General features: G+C 34.9%; 27 protein-coding genes and 2 pseudogenes. 17 read left to right on the top strand and 12 right to left on the bottom strand.

Translation table 11 applies throughout. The features are described from left to right. Positions 1–80 precede the first annotated feature (80 nt). From rraA to A9G25_RS00695, 5 genes are all read right to left on the bottom strand, one after another. Entirely contained in the window at positions 81–572 is a 492-nt protein-coding gene (gene rraA / locus A9G25_RS00715) for a ribonuclease E activity regulator RraA (RefSeq protein WP_034909391.1), read from the bottom strand. Positions 573–661: 89 nt separating this feature from the next. Next, positions 662–1,564, bottom strand: a complete 903-nt coding sequence (locus A9G25_RS00710; RefSeq protein WP_065625316.1) for a 1,4-dihydroxy-2-naphthoate polyprenyltransferase — start codon at positions 1,562–1,564, stop codon at positions 662–664. A gap of 141 nt (positions 1,565–1,705) precedes the next feature. Further along, positions 1,706–2,866, bottom strand: coding sequence for an ABC transporter permease (locus A9G25_RS00705; RefSeq protein WP_081297102.1), 1,161 nt, complete (start codon positions 2,864–2,866; stop codon positions 1,706–1,708). 17 nt (positions 2,867–2,883) lie between these two features. Further along, a complete protein-coding gene (locus A9G25_RS00700) occupies positions 2,884–4,005 on the bottom strand; it encodes an ABC transporter permease (RefSeq protein ID WP_218057496.1) in 1,122 nt (373 codons plus the stop codon). Further along, positions 4,005–4,976, bottom strand: coding sequence for an HlyD family secretion protein (locus A9G25_RS00695; protein WP_065625314.1), 972 nt, complete (start codon positions 4,974–4,976; stop codon positions 4,005–4,007). Before A9G25_RS00695 ends, A9G25_RS00700 begins: the two co-directional genes overlap by 1 nt. 338 nt (positions 4,977–5,314) lie before the next feature. On the opposite strand from A9G25_RS00695, the gene A9G25_RS00690 reads away from it, so the two are divergent. The 3 genes from A9G25_RS00690 (at position 5,315) to A9G25_RS12955 (ending at position 7,309) form a co-directional block, all read left to right on the top strand. Beyond that, a complete protein-coding gene (locus tag A9G25_RS00690) occupies positions 5,315–6,604 on the top strand; it encodes an NAD(P)/FAD-dependent oxidoreductase (protein ID WP_065625313.1) in 1,290 nt (429 codons plus the stop codon). Between the two features lie 169 nt (positions 6,605–6,773). Next, positions 6,774–7,136 carry a YiiX/YebB-like N1pC/P60 family cysteine hydrolase gene (locus A9G25_RS12960; protein ID WP_218057495.1) on the top strand — a complete coding sequence of 121 codons (363 nt, stop codon included), beginning with the start codon at positions 6,774–6,776 and terminating at the stop codon, positions 7,134–7,136. Next, positions 7,133–7,309, top strand: coding sequence for a hypothetical protein (locus tag A9G25_RS12955; protein WP_218057494.1), 177 nt, complete (start codon positions 7,133–7,135; stop codon positions 7,307–7,309). The genes A9G25_RS12960 and A9G25_RS12955 overlap by 4 nt, the downstream gene beginning before the upstream one ends. On the opposite strand, the gene rnhB is transcribed toward A9G25_RS12955, so the two are convergent. From rnhB to fabZ, 4 genes are read right to left on the bottom strand one after another with little or no spacing between them, the layout of a single operon-like run. Further along, positions 7,306–7,896 (bottom strand): ribonuclease HII, encoded by a 591-nt coding sequence (gene rnhB / locus A9G25_RS00680; RefSeq protein ID WP_065625312.1) that lies wholly within the window; start codon positions 7,894–7,896, stop codon positions 7,306–7,308. The genes A9G25_RS12955 and rnhB overlap by 4 nt on opposite strands. A 33-nt stretch (positions 7,897–7,929) precedes the next feature. Continuing rightward, positions 7,930–9,072: a lipid-A-disaccharide synthase gene (gene lpxB / locus A9G25_RS00675; RefSeq protein WP_065625311.1), complete on the bottom strand. Its 1,143-nt coding sequence runs from the start codon at positions 9,070–9,072 to the stop codon at positions 7,930–7,932. Further along, entirely contained in the window at positions 9,072–9,851 is a 780-nt protein-coding gene (gene lpxA / locus A9G25_RS00670) for an acyl-ACP--UDP-N-acetylglucosamine O-acyltransferase (protein ID WP_065625310.1), read from the bottom strand. The genes lpxB and lpxA overlap by 1 nt, the downstream gene beginning before the upstream one ends. Positions 9,852–9,896: 45 nt before the next feature. Next, on the bottom strand, positions 9,897–10,343 hold the full coding sequence (gene fabZ / locus A9G25_RS00665; protein WP_065625309.1) for a 3-hydroxyacyl-ACP dehydratase FabZ: 447 nt from the start codon (positions 10,341–10,343) through the stop codon (positions 9,897–9,899). A 228-nt stretch (positions 10,344–10,571) separates the two neighbouring features. Between fabZ and fkpA the strand changes: the two genes are divergently transcribed. Genes fkpA through tusC form a run of 3 tightly spaced genes read left to right on the top strand, consistent with a single transcriptional unit; the run spans position 10,572 to position 12,099 of the window. Continuing rightward, a complete protein-coding gene (fkpA, locus tag A9G25_RS00660; RefSeq protein ID WP_065625308.1) occupies positions 10,572–11,360 on the top strand; it encodes an FKBP-type peptidyl-prolyl cis-trans isomerase in 789 nt (262 codons plus the stop codon). Between the two features lie 4 nt (positions 11,361–11,364). Next, the gene (gene tusD / locus A9G25_RS00655) at positions 11,365–11,730 is read left to right on the top strand and encodes a sulfurtransferase complex subunit TusD (RefSeq protein WP_442903073.1); all 366 of its coding nucleotides are present in this window, start codon (positions 11,365–11,367) and stop codon (positions 11,728–11,730) included. Between the two features lie 15 nt (positions 11,731–11,745). After that, positions 11,746–12,099: a sulfurtransferase complex subunit TusC gene (gene tusC / locus A9G25_RS00650; protein WP_065625307.1), complete on the top strand. Its 354-nt coding sequence runs from the start codon at positions 11,746–11,748 to the stop codon at positions 12,097–12,099. A gap of 152 nt (positions 12,100–12,251) precedes the next feature. Here the strand turns inward: tusC and A9G25_RS00645 are convergent. Continuing rightward, positions 12,252–13,276 (bottom strand): annotated as a pseudogene (locus A9G25_RS00645) (IS3 family transposase). Between the two features lie 155 nt (positions 13,277–13,431). Further along, the gene (locus A9G25_RS12710; RefSeq protein ID WP_176701044.1) at positions 13,432–13,596 is read right to left on the bottom strand and encodes a hypothetical protein; all 165 of its coding nucleotides are present in this window, start codon (positions 13,594–13,596) and stop codon (positions 13,432–13,434) included. A gap of 268 nt (positions 13,597–13,864) precedes the next feature. Between A9G25_RS12710 and A9G25_RS00635 the strand changes: the two genes are divergently transcribed. The 9 genes and pseudogenes from A9G25_RS00635 to A9G25_RS13275 all read left to right on the top strand — a co-directional run. After that, the gene (locus tag A9G25_RS00635) at positions 13,865–14,470 is read left to right on the top strand and encodes a hypothetical protein (RefSeq protein ID WP_065625306.1); all 606 of its coding nucleotides are present in this window, start codon (positions 13,865–13,867) and stop codon (positions 14,468–14,470) included. 525 nt (positions 14,471–14,995) lie between these two features. Further along, positions 14,996–16,609 (top strand): ABC transporter substrate-binding protein, encoded by a 1,614-nt coding sequence (locus tag A9G25_RS00630; protein WP_065625305.1) that lies wholly within the window; start codon positions 14,996–14,998, stop codon positions 16,607–16,609. 149 nt (positions 16,610–16,758) lie between these two features. After that, a complete protein-coding gene (gene dppB / locus A9G25_RS00625; protein WP_065625304.1) occupies positions 16,759–17,775 on the top strand; it encodes a dipeptide ABC transporter permease DppB in 1,017 nt (338 codons plus the stop codon). 14 nt (positions 17,776–17,789) lie between these two features. Beyond that, positions 17,790–18,713 carry a dipeptide ABC transporter permease DppC gene (gene dppC / locus A9G25_RS00620; protein ID WP_065625303.1) on the top strand — a complete coding sequence of 308 codons (924 nt, stop codon included), beginning with the start codon at positions 17,790–17,792 and terminating at the stop codon, positions 18,711–18,713. Between the two features lie 13 nt (positions 18,714–18,726). Next, positions 18,727–19,704 carry a dipeptide ABC transporter ATP-binding protein gene (dppD, locus tag A9G25_RS00615; RefSeq protein WP_065625302.1) on the top strand — a complete coding sequence of 326 codons (978 nt, stop codon included), beginning with the start codon at positions 18,727–18,729 and terminating at the stop codon, positions 19,702–19,704. Beyond that, positions 19,694–20,695 carry a peptide ABC transporter ATP-binding protein gene (locus tag A9G25_RS00610; protein WP_065625301.1) on the top strand — a complete coding sequence of 334 codons (1,002 nt, stop codon included), beginning with the start codon at positions 19,694–19,696 and terminating at the stop codon, positions 20,693–20,695. Before dppD ends, A9G25_RS00610 begins: the two co-directional genes overlap by 11 nt. Positions 20,696–20,833: 138 nt before the next feature. Continuing rightward, entirely contained in the window at positions 20,834–22,111 is a 1,278-nt protein-coding gene (locus A9G25_RS00605) for an MFS transporter (RefSeq protein ID WP_065625300.1), read from the top strand. A gap of 12 nt (positions 22,112–22,123) precedes the next feature. After that, positions 22,124–22,990: a pyridoxal kinase PdxY gene (gene pdxY, locus A9G25_RS00600; protein WP_065625299.1), complete on the top strand. Its 867-nt coding sequence runs from the start codon at positions 22,124–22,126 to the stop codon at positions 22,988–22,990. Positions 22,991–23,170: 180 nt separating this feature from the next. Then, positions 23,171–23,377, top strand: a pseudogene (locus A9G25_RS13275) (helix-turn-helix domain-containing protein); the annotation flags it as partial. A 53-nt stretch (positions 23,378–23,430) separates the two neighbouring features. Here the strand turns inward: A9G25_RS13275 and A9G25_RS00595 are convergent. Then, positions 23,431–23,682 (bottom strand): PAAR domain-containing protein, encoded by a 252-nt coding sequence (locus A9G25_RS00595; protein ID WP_065625298.1) that lies wholly within the window; start codon positions 23,680–23,682, stop codon positions 23,431–23,433. 14 nt (positions 23,683–23,696) lie between these two features. Here A9G25_RS00595 and A9G25_RS00590 point away from each other — a divergent pair, with 14 nt between their 5' ends. Together A9G25_RS00590 and A9G25_RS00585 are read left to right on the top strand one after the other, a co-directional pair. After that, on the top strand, positions 23,697–23,978 hold the full coding sequence (locus A9G25_RS00590; protein ID WP_065625218.1) for an IS3 family transposase: 282 nt from the start codon (positions 23,697–23,699) through the stop codon (positions 23,976–23,978). Then, positions 23,975–24,457: DDE-type integrase/transposase/recombinase (locus A9G25_RS00585; protein ID WP_141674942.1), on the top strand; the 483-nt coding region annotated here is incomplete at its 3' end. The genes A9G25_RS00590 and A9G25_RS00585, both read left to right, overlap by 4 nt.

Genomic DNA, 24,457 nt, shown 5'->3' with positions numbered 1-24,457 from the left:
TTTTTTTGTTAAAAAGTTTCAGGTAAGTATACGTTTAAGTATAAAAACCACCGATAGGTACCGGCGGTTCACACTATTTTTTATTTATCTTCAATTTCAAGAGCAATTTCAGATAGGATGATACCTGTGTTATCAGCATAGACAAAATCACCCGAGAAGAAAGTCACTCCACCAAAATTAACACGAATATCAATTTCACCAATACCTTGATCTTCAGCACCAACAGGAATAGCTGCTAGAGCTTGAATACCAATGTCGGCTTCAGCCAGATAATCAACTTGGCGAACAGCACCATAAACAATAATTCCTTCCCATTGATTTTGAACGGCAATATCTACCAGCTCTGCATCAATTAACGCTCGACGAACAGAGCCACCCCCATCAATAACAAGGATTTTTCCTGAGCCGTCTGATTGCAAAATTTCGTATAGTAAGCCATTATCTTCAAAACATTTAACTGTTACAGCTTGACCTGAAAACGATGCTACACCACCAAAATTACTAAATATTGGTTCAACTACGTTAACATCTTCTGGGTAATAATCGCAAAGAATTGAAGTATCAAACTCCATTATCAAGTCTCCTTTTGCTGTGATATATAAGTTTATTTAGTATAACGCTAATACCAAGTAAAATGATATTAAAATTAAATAAACGTGAACTAGCTCAAAATAATCCCAAAACAATAAAGTAAATTAGTCAATAAAGCAAGTTTGACCATCTGTAATAACAAAGGTACCCCTTCTTTGTGCGTATTAAATTGAAAAACCATATAAATATGCTTAATAAATAACGGTAATGTTAATATAAACAAACCGCTCCAGATTGTTTGTAATTTATTGTATGCAAATAAACTTAGTGAACAAAATGCTATGAGTAATAGCAATAAATGATAATATCGCCCCATACATTTACCTATCATTACCACTAATGTACGCTTATTACTTTTTCGATCTAGTTCTATATCACGAAGGTTATTGATATTAAGCACTGCAACAGATAACAAACCACAACCTAAAGAAGGTAAAATAATGGATAAAGAAAATACCTTAGTTTGTAAGTAGAAACTACCCATGACGCCAATCAAACCAAAAAAAGTAAGTACTGATAGATCGCCAAATCCAATATAGCCATAAGGTTTTTTACCTATGGTATAAGTCATTGCTGCAACAATAGATAATAATCCTAATAATATAAAAATAAATAATTCATAAATATTATTACAAGCAAATATAAGCAAAATCAGCCCAAATAAAATACATAAAAAAATATTAATCCACAGCGCTATTTTTAGCTGCTTAAGTGTAATTAAGCCTAATTGTATACCTCGATTATGGGCAGTAAGATTGTTTTGATCGCTACCTTTAATTTCATCTCCGTAATCATTGGCTAGATTAGAAAGAATTTGTAACAATGACGCTGTAATTAATGAAAATAGTAGTATCCAAAAACTAAATTGATGTTGCCAATAAGCTAATGCATTACCTACTAATATCGCAGAAAGAGAAAGAGGTACGGTTTCTAACCGTAAACTAATAATCCATGGGTAAAATTTATTGTACATTCAATAACGTTATTATTTTTAGTGAAAACTGATAATCATAATAACAGGGATAGTGAATCAATTCACTGTGTTAGTAATAAAAAATCCCCCCAGTAAAACTCAGATTATTTTCCGTATATGCACTTTACCCATATTTATCATTTAGTTACGCATTTTTAAATATCGAAACGTTTTCATTTTTCTAAATATATTTCTAACTTTTCCTTCTCGTAAGGCTGATATGAAAATACCTAACGAGCTATATATTACTCCTAGTAAAAGTATCATAAATATGTTTAGCCAGTTATCTGATAAACTTAGCCCCATTTGATTCACACCTGCAATCATATTAGTTGCCCAAGTTGAAGGTAGAGAATAAGAAACACATTGCACCCATAATGGCATTGCATCAAGAGGCCAAATGGTTCCTGAAAGATAGAAAACAGGTGTAGTTAAAAATGCTAATGTAAGATATATCATCTCAGTACGGCGTAAACATTCTGTTAGTAATTTGCTCAAACCTAGTGCCCCAAGCAACAGTGGAAATGTCATGATTAATATTTCGGGAATGCTAGCCAATTGCCGATAACCAAGTACCCAAGGCCATAAACCAAATAATACAATAGATAAAAATAACCAGATAGGTAATAACCCACATAAACTGCCAAAGACAACAATTTTAGGCGGTTTGCCTTGGGGCAGCGAATTTAGGGTGATATTAGTACGAGTTGAAGCAATTAAAAAAGAGTGCTGTAACAACATGACTAACAAACCAGGAAAGGTAATGGCGGCAAAACTGATACCTGCATTATAAAGTGGTTCAGTTTGGCCTTTTATAGGTGATAAAATAATATTGATCTGTTTATCTGAAAATCCGTTATTACGCATTATTTTAGTATTATATTCAGTCAATATCTGCTGATATATTCCTTTTATATCAACTTGTATTAAACCATTAGCTAAACGACTTGAAGCATCACCATATGCAGGTATTGTAACTTCTTCACCATTTATTAGGCGCTTTTCAAAATCTCTTGGAATAGTGATCACAGCAAAAAGTTTACGATTATTGATATCATCATAAGCCTGAAGCGAGCTTTCATAAATAATTGTATCAATTTTTGAACTTGTTTCTAATGAGCGGATTAAACCACGGCTTGTTGGAGTATGATCTTGATCAACAATTGCTATCGGTAAATTAGTGATAGTCCCATTAATATAAACAAGGCTCATTAATGATACTGACAATAGTAGCAATAACCACATTGGTCGTCCTAACAGATAAAAGAATATTCTTATAAATGAAGACCAAAATATTTTAATCATCTAAATTTATCCTCTTACTGTGAATGTAAACGTCTTACTAGACGCTTTCTGACTAACACGGTAATAATAATTGGATAGATCATTAAAATTACACATGTTTTTAACACCGACAAATAACTAGAATGACGCAAAAACAGATCGAACAGTTTATTTAGTGCATAAGTTAATGGTTCAAGCGAAGAGATAAATCTAGCAATCCATGGCATGGATAGTTCAGGTACAACAACACCAGAATAAGTTAATGCAAGTCCAACTAAAATACCTATATAAGTATAGGCATCAATAGGAGTTTTAGTAAAAGTGTATAGCAAAATACCAATGCTTTGTGCAGCAATAACATAGAAAAATACCACTATCATCATGGCAAAAGGAGAACCTGATACACGCGCATTGGAAAACAAAACGAGCATAGCAATTTCAAAAATAAGCAGCATAGTAAACCAAATTGTATAAGGTGCTAATTTCCCTAAAACAAAAGGGTACCTAGGACGAGTTCGCTTTGGCAACTGTGCTAAAATGTGAATTGTTGTGGTTACAACAAATAGCTGCAGTAAATGTACTACCGCTGAAAATTGTTGGAAGTACATTGAGTTACCACTGGCATTAAATAAACCATCATAATTAAAGTTAACTTTTGCCAAGGGGGGAACTGGCATACCAATACTGGTAGCCATGGTGGTTCGATATTGGGTATTCATTGTTGCTATCAAGCCAGAATAATCCATGATCGAATATAATCCAGCACTATAATATAACGCATTATAGTAAAGCATTGGTGTAGGTTGGCGACCCGATAATACATCCGCTTCAAAATTAGGTGGAATATACAGTAGTGCATAAATTTTTGCTTTTTGCAGGTCACGCTCAGCATCAAAAAGTTGGCTGTCATAATTAATAAGATCTGCATGTGCTGCAGCATTAAGATTACGCACGATTTCGCATGATAAAGTACTCTTATCTTGATCAATATATCCTACTGGCAAATCATACAATACACCGCGATAAAAAATACTACTAATTAACACAAAGATAATTAGTGGCATAATCCACATTAACCAGTGAAAGGTAAACCGCCTAAAAATTTGTGGTATTTCGGCGCTAAACGCATCTTTAAAACGATGCCAGAAATCTAACATTATTTGTCTATCTTCCATAATGTGCTCATACCTGCACGTAAACCCTCAACTGGTGCAATAGGATAGAGCCTGACTTCAAAGGTTTTCAAATCAAAATCTCCTGTTGCTCTTGTTGCACGTTTTGTTGCATAATCACCCATTGGTGCTATATAACGAATTTCAGCTTCAATCTCTTTGTGATTGAGTGCAGGTACTTCAAGTATAATATGATCGCCTTTGCTAATATTAGACATGATATCTTCACGCAAGTTAAATACAAAATAAGCTTGAGGTAGTTGAATCACTGTTAATAATGGACTGTTAGCATTAAACAATTCGCCGACTTCCGCAGGAATAGAACCTATTTCGCCCGTTACTTGCGCTTTAACTTGTAAATCATCATATTGTATTTGTAGCTGTTTAAGTTGCTCTTCGGCTTCTTCTAATTTGGCTGCATAAATTTCACGTTGCTCAATGCGATCTCCATTTTTAGCTTGGTCTAAATTAGCTTGTGCTGATTGAACTTGTTGAAACGCTGAATCGCGTGTTTTTAATGCGCTATCTAAGATAGATTGAGAAACATAACCTTTGGCCGAAATAGCTTTGTTACGCTCATATTCTTTGGAAGCATTATCATATGTTACCTTTGCTTGCTCAAGAATTGCTTCATAATAACGAATGCTTTCTTCACGAGTTCCATGCTCCGAAAGCGCTAATTGAGCTTTTGCTTGGTCTCGCGCAGCTTCAGCCGCTTTGACTTGAGCTAATAGCTCAGGGCTATCGAGAGTAATAAGAATATCACCAGGCTTAACATCATCACCTCGGTTAACATGAATAAATTGCACTCTACCTTTGGCTTTAGACGCAACGCTAACATTCGGTGCATCAACTTCACCTTGTAGGATAAACTGACTATTGTGTGAGCGAATTAAAATCGTCATTGATATTAAAATAACGATTAACGCAATAATAGTAAAAACTTTTTTGTTCATAAAATTTTGTATAGAGCGGTATTAAAGAGATAAGAAATAGAGAATTAAAATTATTATATACTTTGTAAAATAAGCATATGTAAAATTTATTCTCTCCCATTATACGAAAATTGCTTTATTTACACAAAGCATACCAATTTAATTTAAAAATAAATTAATATCAATACAAAGTTAGTATAGTGATAACTGATTTTTTATATCTACTTAAAATAAATTTTATTAATTATAAAATAATACTTTAATAGGTTTTATTTATAAGTGATATTAGTCAAATAAAATAGATAAAAACCCACTTATTTAGTAAACTATTAAAAAATAAATAATTTAAGGTGTTTAATATGGTTAAAATAATTATTATTGGTGGTGGTGCGGGAGGATTAGAATTAGCAACTAATCTGGGCGATAAATTAGGGAAAAGTGCTCAAGCCGAGGTTACACTAATAGATAAAAATAATTATCATATTTGGAAACCTTTATTACATGAAGTTGCTACTGGTATTCTAAATGAGCAAGCTGATAAAATTGATTATGCTGAACAAGGACAACAACACCATTTCCAATTTATTCAAGGCACGTTTACTAATCTTAATCGTGAAGAAAAACATGTTATTGTTGAGAATTTAAATAACGAATCTATTTCTGTTCCATATGATACATTAGTTTTGGCAATAGGGAGTACTTCAAACGATTTTGGCACACCAGGCGTTAAAGAACATTGTATTTTTTTAGATGACCAAAACGCTGCAATTCGTCTACGTGAAACGCTGATTACAAAATTTGCTAATTTTTGTTCAATTATTGATGAACATAAAGCAACAGCTAAAGATAAAATTCGTATTGCTATTGTTGGTGGTGGCGCAACAGGTGTTGAGTTAGCTTCTGAGTTACCTCATATGGTTGAAACATTTGGTAACTGTGGACGTAATAAAATGTGTTCTGATTTGCTTGATGTATCTATTATTGAAGCAACTGACCGTATTTTACCTGCTTTACCTGAAAAAACGGCATTAAATATTAGCGATACCCTTAAAAAGCGAGGTATTCATGTATTAACAAAAACCATGATAACCAAGGCGGAAAGTGACAGCTTTTATCCAAAGGAAGGCGATATTATTAGCGCAGATATTATGATTTGGACCGCAGGCGTAAAAGCACCAGACTATTTAAAAGATATTGCTGGTTTAGAATCAAGCCGTTCGAATCAACTTGTGGTTAAACCAACATTACAAACAACGCGCGATGATAATATTTTTGTTATTGGTGATTGTGCTTATGCTATGCAAGACAGCGGGCGAGCCTCGCCAGCTACTGCACAAGCCGCACATCAAATGGCAAAAATATGTTATGAAAATATCATTAACATGTTAAATAATAAACCAATGAAATCATTTAATTATGTTGATAATGGAACGATTATTTCTCTGCATGATACAGCACAAGGGGTGATTAAAATTGCAGGTAAACAAGAAATGAATGTTAAAGGATTTTTTGCCTTAATGATTCATCGCTTATTATACCGTATGCATCAAGCAAGTTTATTGGGTATTGTTAAAACAATCCGCTTTGCTAAAGCTAGCAAAGAGATGTATAAAAATAAATTTGCCTCTCTCTTTACTCATCAAGATTAATTTTTTCCCTTCTTCGATAGTTACTTATGAAAGTATTTTTATAAGTAACTATTTTGTTTTATAATTCGCAACTTTATGAGTTTTTATGGGTAAATTTAATGCGTTTTATTTTTATGCTTTTTCTTGTTGGGTGCAAATTCTATAAGTATTGCTATCTATAAACCCCAAGATGGCGATATTATTTTTCAATCTTCACAATCAAAACAAAGTCTGGCTATTCAACAAGCAACAAACTCACCATACAGTCATATGGGTATTATTTTTTATTAAAAATGGTAAGCCTTATGTTTTTGAATCCGCCAGCAAAGTAGTTTATACACCACTACATAGTAGGATTGCTCGTGGTAAAAATAAAAATTACGTCATAAAACGTTTAAAAAATGGCAAACTATCTAATAACGAAATTGTTAAATTAAAGCAAGTTGCAAGTGTTTTTGAAGGCAGACCTTATGATATCTGGTTTGGTTGGGATAATAAATATATCTATTGTTCTGAATTAGTCTGGGAAATTTATGATAATGCCTTAACTTGAAAATTGGTCAATTGCAAACAATCAAAGACTTTAATCTTTCATCACCTACAGTTAAACAAAAAATAAAAGAACGTTATAGCAATAAAATCCCTTATCAAGAAACCGTTATTTCACCCGTTTCTATTTTTAATTCGCCATTGCTGACAACGGTTGATAAACAGTGTAATATTTAAAATAGCATTAAGTTTTTGACTGGTGCAAAGCTTTTACGATATAGATGATTAATACCATGTTCTTTTATTGCTATTAAATGAGCTTTAGTTGGATAACCTTTGTGCTTAGCAAGCCCATACTGTGGATATAATTTATCAAGCTCAACCATTACACGATCGCGCGTAACTTTGGCTAAAATTGACGCAGCACTGATTTCTGGCACTAATAAATCACCTTTAACTACAGCTTGTGTTTGTATACCAAAATCAGGGCAACGATTGCCGTCAACTAATACAAAATTGGGTTTAATAGGTAAGTTAGATACTGCTCGCTGCATAGCAAGCATGGAAGCATGTAATATATTTAATTTATCAATTTCGTCCACAGATGCTCTTGCAACACTCCAAGCCAAAGCATCTTGTTTGATAATATCAAATAGATGTTCTCGTTTTTTTTCGGTTAGCTTTTTAGAATCAGTTAAGCCTTTAATGGGCTTGTTAGGATCTAAAATAACCGCAGCGGTAACAACATCGCCACAAAGTGGACCTCGCCCAACTTCGTCGACACCAGCAATTAATGTAGCATCGGGGTAAGTAAACTCTAACAAAAAGGTAAATCCTCTAACATTATCCTTTAGATATCATTCCTTTAAAACATCCAACACCGCTTGTGCAGCTTGCTCATCAGCATTACAACGGATTTGTTTATGCAAAGTGAGAAAGGTGTCTTTCAATACTGAATTATCCCCCTCTAAAAAAGGAATGATATGATTGGTGATATTTTCCGGTGTGCAGTCTTGTTGTAACAATTCAGGCACAATCTCTTTACCGGCCAAAATATTAGGTAAAGACACATAAGGTGTTTTAATTAATTTTTTAACTAACCAAAAAGTGAATGTTTTCATTTTGTACCCAACTACCATTGGGCACTTGGCTAACATGCATTCTAATGCCGCTGTTCCCGATGCTAAGATTGCAGCATTACTCGCAATCATTGCTTCGCGGGCTTGACCATGTAATAGCTGTATTTTAAGTTCTGGTGCAACTTGAGCTTTGATTTGTTCAAATTCTTTTTGTCTTTTCGCATTAACTAAAGGCACTAAAATATATATATTAGGATAACGCTCACGTAATAGCTTTGCTGCATTTAAAAAAGGCGTTGATAATAATGTCACTTCAGCATGACGGCTACCCGGTAATAATGATAAACAAAGGCTATTTAGCGGTACACCTAATTGTTGACGCATAGCTGTTTGATCTGGAGTTAAAGGAATATCATCCGCCATCTTATGACCAATAAAGCGACAAGGAACATCAAACTTATCATAAAAGGCTTTTTCAAAAGGTAAAAAGGCTAAAATAAGATTAGTATTACGCTTAATTTTGAAAACGCGTTTTTGCTTCCAAGCCCAAACAGAAGGGCTAACATAATGAATCGTTTTAATACCAGCTTGCTTTAATTTCCCTTCTAGGGAAAGATTAAAATCGGGAGCATCAATACCAATAAATATATCGGGTTTAAGTGCGATTAAACGCCTAGCAATATCTTTGCGAATTGCTAAAATTCTACGTAATCGACCTAAGACCTCAACAATACCCATGACCGATAATTCATCCATTTCGTACCAAGCTTTACAGCCTTCGGCTTGCATTTTCGGACCCGCTATACCTACAAATTCAATATTAGAATGGTAATTTTTTAGCGCACGAATTAATCCTGCGCCAAGAATATCGCCCGAAGTTTCTCCAGCGACTAATGCAATGACTAATGTTTCATTGGCCATTAACGGATAATGCCACGCGTTGAACAGGCAAAAAAGTCAATAAATAATTGGATTTCAGGGTGTTGTTTGGCAATGGCATCAATTTCAACTTTTGCCTCTTCCAACGTTAAGCCATTTCGATAAAGGATTTTATAGCTATTGCGAATTGCCTGCAAAGCATCTTTGCTAAATCCTCTACGTTTTAATCCTTCATAATTTACGCCATGAGGTGTTGCATGATTACCTTGTGCAATAACATAAGGTGGAACATCCTGAGCAACACCTGAACAACCACCAACCATAACATGTGATCCGATCACACAAAATTGATGAACAGCAGTCATTCCACCAATAATGACATAATCATCTAATTGAACATGCCCACCTAAAGTGGCGTTATTTGCTAAAATACAATGATCACCAATATAACAATCGTGTGCAACATGTGCATTAATCATCAATAGGTTATCGCTACCAATACGCGTTAATTCACCACCTTGAACTGTTCCACGGTGAATAGTTACACTTTCGCGAATCATATTGCGATCGCCAATTTCAGTACGCGTTGGCTCTCCACGATATTTTAAATCTTGGTTTACTTCACCAATCGAGACAAATTGATAAATTTGGTTATCTTTACCAATTTTTGTGTGACCATTGATAACAACATGTGATTTTAAAAAAGTACCGTCACCAATTTCAACATTCTCACCAATAAAGCAAAACGGACCAATTTTGACGTTATCGCCAATTTTGGCTCCCTTTTCAATCACTGAGCTTGGATGTATCTCCATTGCCATAGTTGTTCCTTAATACTGTTTTTGGGAAATGTTAAAAACAAGCAATTATTTACGAGCACACATCATTTCAGCTTCGCAAACTAACTTACCATCGACAGTTGCAACACCATGGAATAATGCAATACCACGACGTTCTTTAATATATTCAACATCAAGCATAAGTTGATCCCCTGGTACAACAGGACGTTTAAAGCGTGCTTTATCAATTGAAGCAAAATAATAAAGCTGACCAGGTGATAGCGCTTCAATGCTTTTGAATGCCAAAATACCCGTAGCTTGTGCCATAGCTTCTAAAATTAATACACCTGGAAAAATCGGTTTATTAGGAAAGTGCCCTTGAAAGAATGGTTCATTCACAGTAACATTTTTTATCGCTTTTAATGTTTTACCTTTTTCGTAACTAACCACTCGATCAACCATTAAAAACGGATAACGATGAGGTAACAGGCTGATGATTTCTTCAACATCAAGGGTATTAAGTTCGGTAGTCAAAATAGCTATCCTTATACATTATTACTATAAATTTTTAACATTATAACTGAGGATACCACTTTCACTCAAGGATGATTTAAATTGCAAAAGATGCTTTCCTTAATATATTATCAATGGATTACTATAAATTTATAAAATAAATAATTTGTAAACCCTTATTATCTTATATCAAATCAGATATAATAACTAAAATAATTACCCAAAAAGTTTATAATCTGGAGAAGTAGAATGAAATCATTGATTAAAATGACGTTAGTAAGCAGCGCAATTGTATTAGCATTAGCTGGTTGTGATGAAAGAAATTCATCAAATAAAGTAACAATTTCAACTGATGCACAAAAAGAAGCATATGCGTTAGGTTCATCGTTTGCAACATACATGAAGTCAAATTTAGAACAAAATGAAATTAAACCAGACCAAGAATATTTAATCAGTGGCTTTAATGAAACCTTCCGCGATGGCTCTCAACTTTCAAAAGATGAAGTGAAAACCATCTTAGATGACTTTGGTAAAAGAATCCAAAAAGAAAGCAAAGAACGCTTTGAAAAAGAAAAAACTGAAAATACAGCATCTGGTGAGAAATTCCGTACAGAATTTGCTAAACAAGATGGCGTAAAACAAACAAAATCAGGGTTACTTTATCAAATCCTTCAAGAAGGTTCAGACCGTCATCCAACAGCTCAAGATACGGTTATTGTTCATTATACAGGAACACTAACTGACGGACGTAAATTCGATAGTTCTTATGATCGAGGTGAACCGGCAACATTTCCACTAAATGCTGTTATCAAGGGGTGGACAGAAGGAATTCAATTGATCGGAATTGGCGGAAAAATCAAACTTGTTGTACCACCTGATTTAGCTTATGGAGACCAAACTTTTCCTGGTCAAGAAGGTAAAGCAGGAATCCAACCTGCATCAACTTTAATTTTTGAAGTTGAATTGCTTGGCATTGATGGTGACAAAAATGATAAAACTCAAGAGCCAGTTCAAAATCAAGAACAACAAGCTAACTAATTTGATTGATTCATTGAGTTATACTCTTGTTGTTATGGGTCCTGCTTATGGGGCCCAATCTGCTTATTGTGCATATCAATTTGCACAAGTTTTACTGTCACAGACTCCTCATACCATTAAAAATATCTTTTTTTATGCTGATGGTGTTTATAATGGCAACAGTTATACTGATCCTGCAAGTGATGAATTTGATTTAATTTCTGCCTGGCAGGAATTAGCAAAAACATACCCTTTAACTTTAGCTGTCTGTGTCGCTGCCGCTCAGAGGCGTGGCGTTATCCAAAATAACCTCGCGGATTATTTTCATTTAACTGGTCTTGGAGAACTAAGCGAATCAATTGCAACAACAGATCGAACCATTCAGTTTTAAGCTTAAGATACCGAAATGAAAAAATTAGCAATTATTATTAGCTCACTACCTCACGGAAATGCCAAAGGTCGCGAAGCACTTGATATAGCCCTGGCTACATCAGCCATTAACTATATTTCTGTTTTTTTTATTGATGATGGTGTATTCCATTTATTACCAGAACAACAACCTCATAAAATTTTAATGCGTGATTATATTGCAACTTTTAATATGCTTGAGCTTTATGATATTAATGATGTGTACGTATGTGAATCTTCACTCAAATCGAGAAATCTAATTCAAATACCTCGTAATATTCCTAGTAAAGTCATTAATAATAATTTAGTAACTAAATTATTAACTCTCCAAGATGTAATTTTTCGATTCTAATTCTAGACTAAAATACAACATATCACACTGCAATAATATGCATTATTCCTAAACAAAAATCGTTCAATAAGGCTATTTATTTTATTTTTCTGATTATTTTTATATGCCATTCTGTAAATACCCCAAACTTAGTACACAACTCACGTAGAAAATTAAGCTGCTTGTTTTAGTGTTTTATACTCAATCGGCGTCATATTATTTAGTGCTTCATGAGGCCTTTCGGTGTTATAAATCGTTAACCATTCTTCGGTTATTCTCCTTGCTTGTGCTAAGTTGTTAAAAAGATATAAATCGAGTACTTCAGTACGATAGGTACGATTAAATCGTTCAATATAGCCATTTTGATAAGGGCTACCCGGCTTTATATAATCAATGGTTATATCATGTGATTTAGCCCAGTTTATAAAGGTTTTTCCTGTAAATTCGGGTCCATTATCGACCCGTATTTTTAATGGATACCCATGATATTCGGCCAGTTTATCTAAATAACGGGTAATCCTTCCTGCCGGTAAGCTTACTGCAATATCAATACCTAACGCCTCACGATTAAAGTCATCGATGACATTGAATGTCCTCGACGTTGATTACGGCTACTGTCACTCATAAAATCCATTGACCAACATTCACCTTGTTTATTAGGCACCAATAGCTTTTTTGGTGTTCGTAGGGGGAATATGTTTTTTACGCTTTACTCTGAGATGAAGCTTTAATTCACAATACACCCGATAAACTCGCTTATGGTTCCATTGATAGCCGAGCTTTCTGATACGATTAAAGTATTTAGGAAAGCCCCAGCGTAAATGCCGGTCTGTGATAGTATTCAACACCGAAATAATCACCGAATCATCCTGTAACTTAGGTTGATAGTCGTAAGCACAACGGCTTAAGCCAACGATAGCGCAGCAGCTCATAGCAATAGTAACCGAATGATTTTGTTGTAGTTGCTGTGCCCACGTTTTACGTGCCTTTGTGGGCACTACAGCTTTTTTATAATTTCTTCCTGCAGCTGGGATTTTAAGCTCAGTTCGGCAAACATCTGCTTAAGCTTGCGATTTTCAGCCTCCAGCTCTTTTAAACGTTTGATATCCGAAGTTTCGATTCCGCCGTATTTTTCCCGCCATTTATAGAAAGTTGAATTTCCCATGCCATATTTACGGCACAGTTCCTTGACAGGAATACCAGCTTCAGCTTCTTTTTAAATAACTACGATTTGATGTTCAGTCATTTTTTTCATAATTAAATCCCCTTTTACTTTTATCATAGAGAATTTTCTACTTTTTTGCTGTATTATTTTAGGGGATAGTTACACTACTCAACCGAATTCAACTGAAATTACGCCAAATCAAGTGGAAAATCGGATACAAACCCGGATACATTTGGTTCGATAATGGCGTATATCCATAAAATGACTTTAAATCCTTTGTTTTCAATGGTTATGAAAGGAGAATGGTTGTGCAACTGAGTATAAAGCAGTTTAGCTAAATAGATAATGGTCATGTTCTCTTTATGATAGATAGATAGATAGATAGATAAAAAGTGAGTGTAGCACCATTAAATCGCTTAATATAACCGTTTTGATAAAGAATAATGTTACTATATTGCAATTATAGTGGTATAAATGAAATGTTAGAGGAGATAACTAATGATTTATTTCAAGAATTTATTATTATTCATAGCGCTATTCTTTCCAATAGTCAGTCATGCTGATTGTGAAAAGTGGATTAATCAGTTGATAGATGAACTCCACCATACTCGTTAAAGCAATATGCCAATTTGTAAAAATTGGCCAGCAGATGAAAGCAAAACTATTGTAGTTTTACCTTTTCCTCATGAGACTGGTGAGAATGATACTTACGACCTTGACGTTTTGCTAATTAATAGTCAAAGTGGTGAATTAATTGCTAATCGATGGCAAGTTGATGCGTTAATAAGTGATGCGATCAGATTAGATAGCTTTGATATAGATACTGCTCGTTATCAACTTAATCCTCAAACCCTTGCTTTCGGTATCCGTTTTAATTATGTAGGTAGCTCTCAAGCTAATCCATTCCTTATGCAATATTTAAATCTTTATGTTGAACAAGGTAAAAAATTAAGACAAGTTATTACTCAGCTCCCAATGACTCAATCATCCGGCGAATGGGATACAAATTGTGACGGAGAATTTGAAACCCATGACAGGAAAATAATACTGGGAAATAACACAACAAATGATTATGTTGATCTAATTATTTCAGAAAAAGCCCAAAATCAAATATATAAGGAAAATGATAAAAGCGAATGTATTGAACAAGTTATTAATTTACCGAAGAAAAAAACTTTTTTGCATTATAATGGTGTGGAATATTCTGTAACCACTTCTATAGAATAAAATTTGACATAATTTTAAATCATCCTTTGGTTAATCATTCACAGTTTATTGAATAGATATTGAATTGAAAATTCAAATAAAATAAAGCTAAATCAATTCAAAAGTTAATTTAACATTACTAATTTGATGATTATTTCATCTACACTAATTATAATAGACAGCACAGAATCAATTATTAAATAAAAATATATTTATGTATTTTTTTCATCATTTTCTTTAATATAGATTTTTTTGAATAAAAAGTGGCATTATTTTTGCAAATTTTATTTGTTGCACAGCACTTAACTATCATTATGTTCATGTTGAAAACTATTTTCAATCAAAAGTCGTAATCTTAATTATGGTGCAATTTGCACCATATATGTGCAAGTGATAGGAAAGTACGAATTTAAACAAAGTAAAAATTAATATAAAAATTAGAACTTTTTACTAAATCTATATTTAAAAAATATTAAAAATACGACATTCTTGCCTTTGTTTAAGTGTTACAAAATCGGTTTACAGTTAAATAATTGGAGTGGTTTTATGAGTAATCTAAGGAAATATAAACGTAAATTTTTGTTGGGCGCAGGACTAATAACAATGCTTGCGAGTGCACAACTTCATGCGGCTGAAACATTGGTTTATTGTTCAGAGGCTTCGCCTGAAACATTTAATCCACAATTAGCAACAAGTGGTGTATCAATGGATGCAAGTGCAGTTCCTGTTTATAATCGTTTGGTAGAATTTAAATTAGGTACTACCGAAATTGAACCTTCTTTAGCCAAATCTTGGGATATCAGCCAAGATGGTTTAACCTATACTTTTCATTTGCGCGATGATGTTAAGTGGCATAGCAATAAAGAATTCAAACCAACACGAAACCTAAATGCTGATGATGTTATTTTTACATTTATGCGACAAAAAGATAAAAAACATCCTTATAACAAAGTTTCTGGAGGACAATACGAATACTTTGAAAGTATGGGATTCCCAAATTTAATCAAAGAAATTAAAAAGATTGATGACAATACTGTCGTATTTGAATTAAACCATCCAGAAGCCCCTTTCTTAGCAGATTTAGCAATGTCATTTGCTTCAATTCTATCAGCTGAATATGCCGATGCTATGCTTAAGAAAAACACACCAGAAAAATTAGACTTAGTTCCCGTTGGTACAGGCCCATTTACTTTTGTGCAATACCAAAAAGACTCCAGAATTCTTTATAAAGCAAATCCCGATTATTTTGGTCCAAAAGCCAAACTTGATCGCTTAGTGTTTTCCATTACACCAGATGCTGCAATTCGTTATGCTAAGTTACAAAAAGGCGAGTGTCATGCTATGCCGTATCCAAATGTCTCAGATGTTGAACGAATGAAATCAAACAATAATATTGTTGTGAAAGAAATGGCTGGCGTTAACATTGGCTATTTAGCCTACAATATGGATAAGCCGCCACTTGATAATTTGCAAGTCCGCCAAGCATTAAATATGGCAGTGAATAAAGATGCGATTATTAAAGCTGTTTTTCAAGGTGCAGCTGAACCAGCTAAAAACTTTATTCCTCCATCAATGTGGAGTTATAATGATGAAGTGAAAGATTACCCTTATGATCCAGTGCAAGCAAAAGAATTATTAAAATCAGCTGGATTAGAGAAAGGCTTTACTATCAATTTATGGGCAATGCCAGTACAACGTCCATATAATCCAAATGCACGCCGTATGGCCGAAATGATTCAAGCAGATTGGGCTAAAATTGGCGTAACAGCTAAAATTGTTAGTTATGAATGGGGAGAGTATTTATCTCGTATTCGCGATGGTGAACATGATGCAGTGTTAATGGGCTGGACTGGAGATAATGGTGATCCTGATAACTTTTATTCTGTCTTGATGAGCTGTGATGCGGTTAAAGCAGGTTCAAACTATTCACGCTGGTGTTACAAACCATTTGATGATTTATTACAGCAAGCCCGTGTTGAGTCAAATCACGAAAAAAGAGTTGAGCTATATAAACAAGCACAAATTGAGATGCATAATCAAGCACCTGCGTTAATGATTGCGCATTCAATGGTTTATATGCCGTTACGTAAAGAGGTTAAAGGCTATATCATGGCTCCTTTATCATTACATGATTTTAACCAAGTTACGCTTGAAAAATAGTATTCCTAACGATTAACCACACAATGTGTGGTTAATCGTTATGTTGGATTTTGCTAAATTTACTACTATAAACATATTTTTTTAATAACTAAATAAATTTTATCTATTTTATAAACAATAACTTAAAAGCAATACTTAAGAGCTACTACATGTTTCAATTTATTCTAAAGCGGTTAGGGGTACTTATTCCAACATTTATTTGTATCACACTGCTTACTTTTATTTTTGTTCACCTTATTCCGGGTGATCCCATTATGGTGCTTGCAGGAGAGCGAGGTTTAACTCCAGAACGCCATGCTGAATTAATGACTCAACTGGGTTTAGATAAACCACTGTATCAACAATATTTTCAATATATTATAAACATGCTTCATGGCGATTTAGGAACCTCTTTTAAAAGCCAAATTCCGGTATGGGATGAATTTGTACCCCGGTTTAAAGCAACGTTTGAACTTGGATTTTGCGCAATGTTGTTTGCAGTTAGTTTGGGGATCCCAATCGGTGTTCTTGCCGCAGTGAAACGTGGTTCAATATTTGATCACACAGCAATAGGATTATCTTTAACAGGTTACTCCATGCCAATTTTTTGGTGGGGGATGATGCTAATAATGTTAGTCTCTGTGCACTTAAATTTAACCCCAGTATCTGGTCGTGTTAGTGATATGCTTTTCTTAGATGAAAGTAATCCTTTAACCGGGTTAATGTTAATTGATACTTTATTATGGGGTGAAACAGAAGATTTTATCGATGCCGTTACTCACTTAATTTTACCTGCAATTGTGTTAGGAACCATTCCATTAGCAGTTATTGTCCGCATGACTCGTTCTTCTATGTTAGAAGTATTGAGTGAAGATTATATTCGAACCGCACGCGCAAAAGGCGTTAGTAGAATGCGAATCGTCCTTGTTCATGCATTACGCAATGCAATGATCCCTGTTGTAACCGTTATCGGTTTACAAGTTGGAACAATGCTTGCTGGCGCCATATTGACCGAAACCGTCTTTTCATGGCCAGGAATTGGTCGTTGGTTAATTGAAGCGCTACAACGTCGAGATTACCCCGTTGTACAAAGTGGCGTTTTAATTGTTGCGGTCATAATTATTTTAGTGAATTTATTAGTTGATATGTTGTACGGGGTTATTAACCCGCGTATTAGACATAAATAAGAGTGTTTTTACAGATGAATAAACAGGTTATTACTGAACCAACCAATACGCAAGACACCAGTTTAGTCGTACCTAAACCATTAACGCCTATGCGTGAGTTCTGGTTCTATTTTTCAAAAAATAAAGGCGCAGTCGTTGGACTGGTCTTTATTATTATTGTTACATTACTCGCTATCTTTGCTAATTTTGTTGCACCACATTCCCCTTCTGAACAATTTAGAGATGCATTACTAGCACCACCCGTTTGGATGAAAGATGGCAGCTGGCAATTTATTTTAGGGACTGACGATGTAGGACGAGATATCCTATCTAGACTCATTTATGGTGCCCGTTTATCCTTATTAGTCGGTTGCTTAGTAGTTATTATCTCATTAATTTTAGGGATTACCTTAGGATTAATTGCAGGTTATGTAGGTGGTTTTTTAGACAATATAATTATGCGAGCAGTGGATATCATGCTTGCCTTACCCAGTTTACTACTTGCCCTTGTCTTAGTTGCGATATTTGGTCCATCAATTATTAACGCCTCAATAGCATTAGCTTTTGTTGCATTACCACATTATGTTCGCTTAACACGCGGAGCAACGATTGCTGAAATTAATAAAGATTATGTTATTGCCTCACGAGTTGCTGGCGCGGGAACCTTACGACAAATGTTTATCAACATCCTACCAAACTGCTTAGCACCATTAATTGTACAAGCTTCATTAGGATTTTCGAACGCAATTTTAGACATGGCTGCATTAGGTTTTTTAGGCATGGGTGCACAACCACCAACACCAGAATGGGGAACAATGCTTGCTGACGTATTGCAATTTGCACAATCTGCATGGTGGGTAGTTACCTTTCCTGGCTTAGTAATTTTAATGACAGTGTTAGCTTTCAACTTAATGGGAGACGGTTTGCGTGACGCACTTGATCCTAAATTGAAACAGTAATGGAGATACAGTCATGGCACTATTAGAAGTAAAAGAATTATCTGTTCAATTCGGTGGATTTAAAGCGGTAGATCACATTAGTTATGACGTTGAACAAGGACAAGTTGTTGGCATTGTTGGCGAATCTGGTTCAGGAAAATCAGTGAGTTCACTCGCCATAATGGGACTCATTGATTTTCCTGGTAAAGTCAATGCAAATGCATTACACTTTGATGGCAAAGACCTTCAACAGCTCTCAACCAAAATGCGCCGTAAAATTGTGGGTGCAGATGTGGCAATGATCTTTCAAGATCCGATGACTAGCTTAAACCCATGTTTTACCATCGGTTACCAAATCATTGAAACATTAAAAATTCACCAAGGCGGTAGTAAAAAAGTGCTCAAAGCAAGAGCGATTGAATTACTTAAACTGGTAGGAATTCCTGATGCTGAAAATCGATTAAAGGTTTATCCGCACCAATTATCTGGCGGAATGAGCCAACGAGTAATGATTGCAATAGCAATAGCATGCAATCCAAAACTCTTAATTGCTGATGAACCAACAACCGCGCTTGATGTCACAATTCAAGGGCAAATTATTGAGTTATTACTTGAGTTGCAACGCAAAAATAATATGGCATTAATACTTATTACTCATGACTTAGCGTTAGTTTCTGAGGCTGCACAAAAAATTATTGTAATGTATGCTGGACAGGTGGTTGAAATAGGAGATGCTGAAATTATCTTTAAAAAACCATTACACCCTTACACACAGGCACTATTACGCTCTCTCCCTGAGTTTACTCAAGATAAAGAACGATTAGCATCATTATCAGGCGTTGTACCAGGAAAATATGATCGACCAACAGGCTGTTTACTTAACCCTCGTTGTCCTTATGCTACTGAACATTGTTATACCCAAGAACCAACACTAGTTAGCTATGGTGAAACTAGAAAAGTAAAATGCCATTATCCACTATCAAGTGAAGGGATACCACAATATGAACAATAACATGGAAAATAACGAATTACTGCTTGATGCCCGAAACTTGACAAAATATTATCATGTTAAAACGGGATTTTTTTCTGAAACCAAGCAAGTTAAAGCCGTTGACGGTGTATCTTTTACATTAGATAAAGCTAAAACACTTGCGATTGTCGGTGAATCAGGTTGTGGTAAATCCTCATTAGCAAGATTACTAACAATGATTGAAAAACCCACATCAGGAGAAATTTATTTTAAAAATCAGAATTTGTTGGATAATGATCAACAAGCTCAAAAATTGCGTCGCCAAAAGATCCAAATCGTTTTCCAGAATCCATACTCATCATTGAACCCCCGCAAAAAAATCGGTTCCATATTAGAAGAACCATTAATTATTAATACTGATCTAACAGCAAATGATCGTAAAGCAAAAGTACTATCAATGATGCAAAAAGTTGGATTAAAAGAAGAGTTTTATAACCGTTATCCCCATATGTTTTCAGGAGGACAACGTCAACGCATTGCTATCGCAAGAGGTTTAATGCTTGATCCCGAAATAGTAGTTGCTGATGAACCTGTTTCAGCATTAGACGTTTCTGTACGAGCACAAGTGCTAAATTTGATGATGGATCTACAGCAGGACCTAGGTTTATCTTATATTTTTATTTCTCATGACCTTTCCGTTGTTGAACACATTGCTGATGATGTAATGGTAATGTATTTGGGTCGTTGCGTTGAACAAGGACGAAAAGATGAAATCTATCGTAACCCTAGACATCCATATACTCAGGCACTATTATCAGCAACCCCAAGATTAAATCCTGATCTTAGGCGAGATAGAATTAAATTAGAAGGTGAATTACCAAGTCCGCTAAATCCACCTATGGGTTGTGCGTTTAATGCTCGATGCCGTTTAGCATTTTCACGTTGTACAACAGAACAACCACAGCTTATTAATTATAATGAACATAAAATTGCGTGTTTCTATATAGAGGACAATAATAAAGGTGACAGTTAATTCTGTCACTAAATTAGATACTAAATCTATCCATTGCATTTTTCTTTTCTTAGAAGATAACAAATTGTCATATTAATAATTTTGTGCTAGTTTCGTACTCATTATTAACTTACAACCGCGATAGACCTAAGATTACTTATGTCCAATTCATCAGCTAAAAAAGTTGCTTTTGCCGCTTTTATTGGTACGACCATTGAATGGTATGATTTTTATATTTATGCCCTGGCATCAGTATTAATATTTGGTCAGCTTTTTTTTCCTGATGATAATCAATTTGTGCAAATTTTAGGATCTTTTGCCACCTTTGCCGTGGGATTTTTATCACGTCCTTTAGGAGCGTTACTATTTGGTCATATTGGTGATCGTTTGGGGCGTAAAAAATCGTTAATTACTACGTTGGTTTTAATAGGGTGTGCCACCACCTGTGTTGGTTTATTACCCTCTTATCAACAAGCAGGCATTTTATCACCAATTTTATTGGTTACATTACGCATCTTACAAGGGATTGCGGTTGGTGGTGAATGGGGCGGTGCCGTGCTTATGACCAATGAACATGCCCCCAAAGGGTTGAAAAACTTCTTTTCCTCCTTTGCACAGTGGGGAAGCCCAGCAGGAAATATTTTAGCATTATTGGTCTTTTCTTATATTATCCGTTCACCTATAGCTGAGCTTATTAATAGTGGCTATTGGCGTATTCCATTTTTAGCCAGTTCTATTTTATTAATTATTGGCATTATTGCTAGAGTCACCTTAACCGAGTCACCTGTCTTTATCGAATCATGCAAAAAGCAAGCAAACTTAAATCAAGAATCAACACCGATTATTGAAGTTTTAAAAAAATCAACACCGCTATTAATTTTAAGCATTGGTGCTAATGTATTGTCATTTAGTGGAATATTTTCTAATACATTAATGATTGGCTATACCACTATTGCACTAGGTATTGAAGACAAGATAATTGTTGATGCCCTGTTTTGGATTGCGATTGTGCATTTTGTTGTGCAACCTTTTATTGCTTATTTTTCAGAAAAATACTCGGCAACACGATTTTTAATTTGTTCGGCAATCTTAGCAATGGGATCGGTATTTTTATTATTCCCAATCATTCAGCTAGGCACAAAAAATAGCTTTATTATTGGTATTTCGCTCAACGTAATTTGCTACAGTGGCTTTTATGGCGTAATAGCGGGCTATTTAAGTCGAGTTTTTCCTACCAGAATACGTTACACAGGGTTATCTATCAGCTATCAAGGTTGCGCTGCCATTTTTGGTAGCCTAATTCCGATGATAGGGGCATATATTATTTATACTTACAAAACTTTTTGGATACCATTAGCCTTGTTTTATTGTTGTTTAGCATTGATATCTATCATCTGTATCTATCTCCTAAACCGCTATCATTACTATGACGAATAATAAGGTAAACATATGAAAACAGTATTATCAATTCAATCAAATGTTGTTTATGGTTATGCCGGTAACAAGGTATCGACATTAGCCATGCAGCTACAAGGCGTTGAAGTTATGCCGATCCATACCGTGCAATTATCCAGTAATACGGTTTACCCTCATTATGATGGCATAGTGCTTGGTGCTAAACAAATCACACGAATAGTTAATAGTCTAGAAAAAATTGGGGTTTTAAAGTCTATTGACGCCATTATTTCGGGCTATATTGGTCTTGCTGAACAAGGCGAAGAAATCTTAGAAGCAGTCAACAAAATTAAATACTATAATCCTAATGCTATCTATGTTTGTGATCCTGTTATGGGGGGCGATATTAATAAAGGTAGTTCACTGCCACAAGGTATTATTGATTTCTTCACTAAACAAGCGGTTAAACAAGCCGACTATATCACACCAAATTTATTAGAATTACAAATACTTTCTGATATCGAAATTAAAACATTTAACGATGTACTAAATGCAATAAAAACATTACAAGAACAGTCTATTAAAGCTATATTAGTAAAAAATTTGGTGCACGCAGGCAAAACAACCGACCTATTTGAAATGGTGTTAGCAACGCCAACCCAAAACTATCATCTTTCCCGCCCACTATATGACTTTCCACATCGTCCATTAGGTGTGGGTGATTTAATTTGTAGCTTGTTTACAGCGCATTTAATTAATGGACAATCCCAATTAATGGCGTTTGAATTAGCCTCCAATGCCGCTAATCACGTACTGGAGATCTCCAAACAAAAAGATGCCCGAGAATTGGCAATTATTGATGCTCAAGCGTGGATTAAAAAACCGGATTTGCGGTATCGAGCAATGGAGTTGATGTTATAAAAGAATACTATTTCTATATTATTCTTCTAAAGAATAAATTTGAGCACAAAATATCCTGGATTAAAACATGAAGTGCAATTTTAAACTCGGTGGAGTGAAGAAAGTAAAAAGGTGATTTATACTAGCTACTTCGCACTACCACAGTTTGGAGATTGCTATGCATTATAATCACCTTTCAAAAAGATAGCCCAGCAACTCAATAGACATCCTTCGACAATAAGTCGTGAGATAAAAAGAAACTCAAAACATAATCAAGCCTATCAAGCACATGAGGCGGTGACACTTGCTCGAAAAAGGCGAAAAAACAGCGGTAATGGTAAGCCAATACTGGCTTCGGTATTGCGTCAAGTTAAAAAATACCTAATACTTTATTGTAGCCCAGAGTAGATTGTCGCACGTTTAAACAAAGTAAGTGCCCAATCAATCTATATGGCGTTTTCCTACATGTTATGTATGTCATTTTTTACACCAACAAAAATGGTACTTTTTGTTGCTATAATTTTATTATAACCAACTGGCGAACATTTACATGCAATGATACAACCATCGTAAGCAGCGGTTTTACCCGCAACGATAAAATTATCGGCACCCTCTATAATTTTTCCAGTACTTTCACATTTAGGGCAGTAGGCATAATGATCCTCGCCAAAAAAGTGGACAAAAGTTGCCTCTATGGTATAAACAAAAATCATAGGAGACAAATATCATGGTCAAAAAATTTAATATCGAATTCAAACAACAATCAGTGGATTATGCGTTATCTAATGCACACCTTTCTATCAGCGAACTTGCCAATCATCTAGGTGTGGGTAAATCAACCCTAGATAAATGGATTAGGCAACTTTCCCCGAATAAAACCAGCCGTCGAGAGTTAACCGCTGAGCAACAGCGGATTATGGCGTTAGAAAAAGAGATTAAAGAACTGAAAATGGCTAATGATATACTAAAAAAGGCGCATGTGTACTTCATCAACAATCCAAGTCGATGAAGTACGCTTATATGAAAAATCATTTAACCTGCTATCCCGTTACTAGGATATGCTCATTACTTGGTGTCAGTTCATCGGGTTATTATGCTTGGTTAAAAAGAGCAAACAAATCAGTTAAACTCAGCGAGTATATCCAAAAGCAGTATTGGCAACATAAAGCCCGTTTGGGTGCGCCAAGCCTGCTTCATGATGCAAGAGAAGCAGGCTATCAAGTTTCAGAAAGGACAATTAGCCGTGTTTTGCAACAATTGGGATTACGGAGTAAAGCAGCACGTAAATTCAAGCATAAAACAGACAAGGCTCATCACAATATTGCGCCCAACACGTTAGATAGGCAATTTAATCCTGATAAGCCTAATAAAACATGGGTAACCGATATTACTTATATTAAAACGGGTGAAGGTTGGTTATATTTGTCGGTGATTATCGATTTATATGGACGAAAAGTGATTGCTAGGCAAACCAGTCGCTACATAGAC

Source organism: Gilliamella sp. Bif1-4 (genome assembly GCF_001690535.1).
GTDB lineage: Bacteria > Pseudomonadota > Gammaproteobacteria > Enterobacterales > Orbaceae > Gilliamella > Gilliamella bombi.
This window is presented reverse-complemented; position numbering and strand designations above follow the sequence as displayed.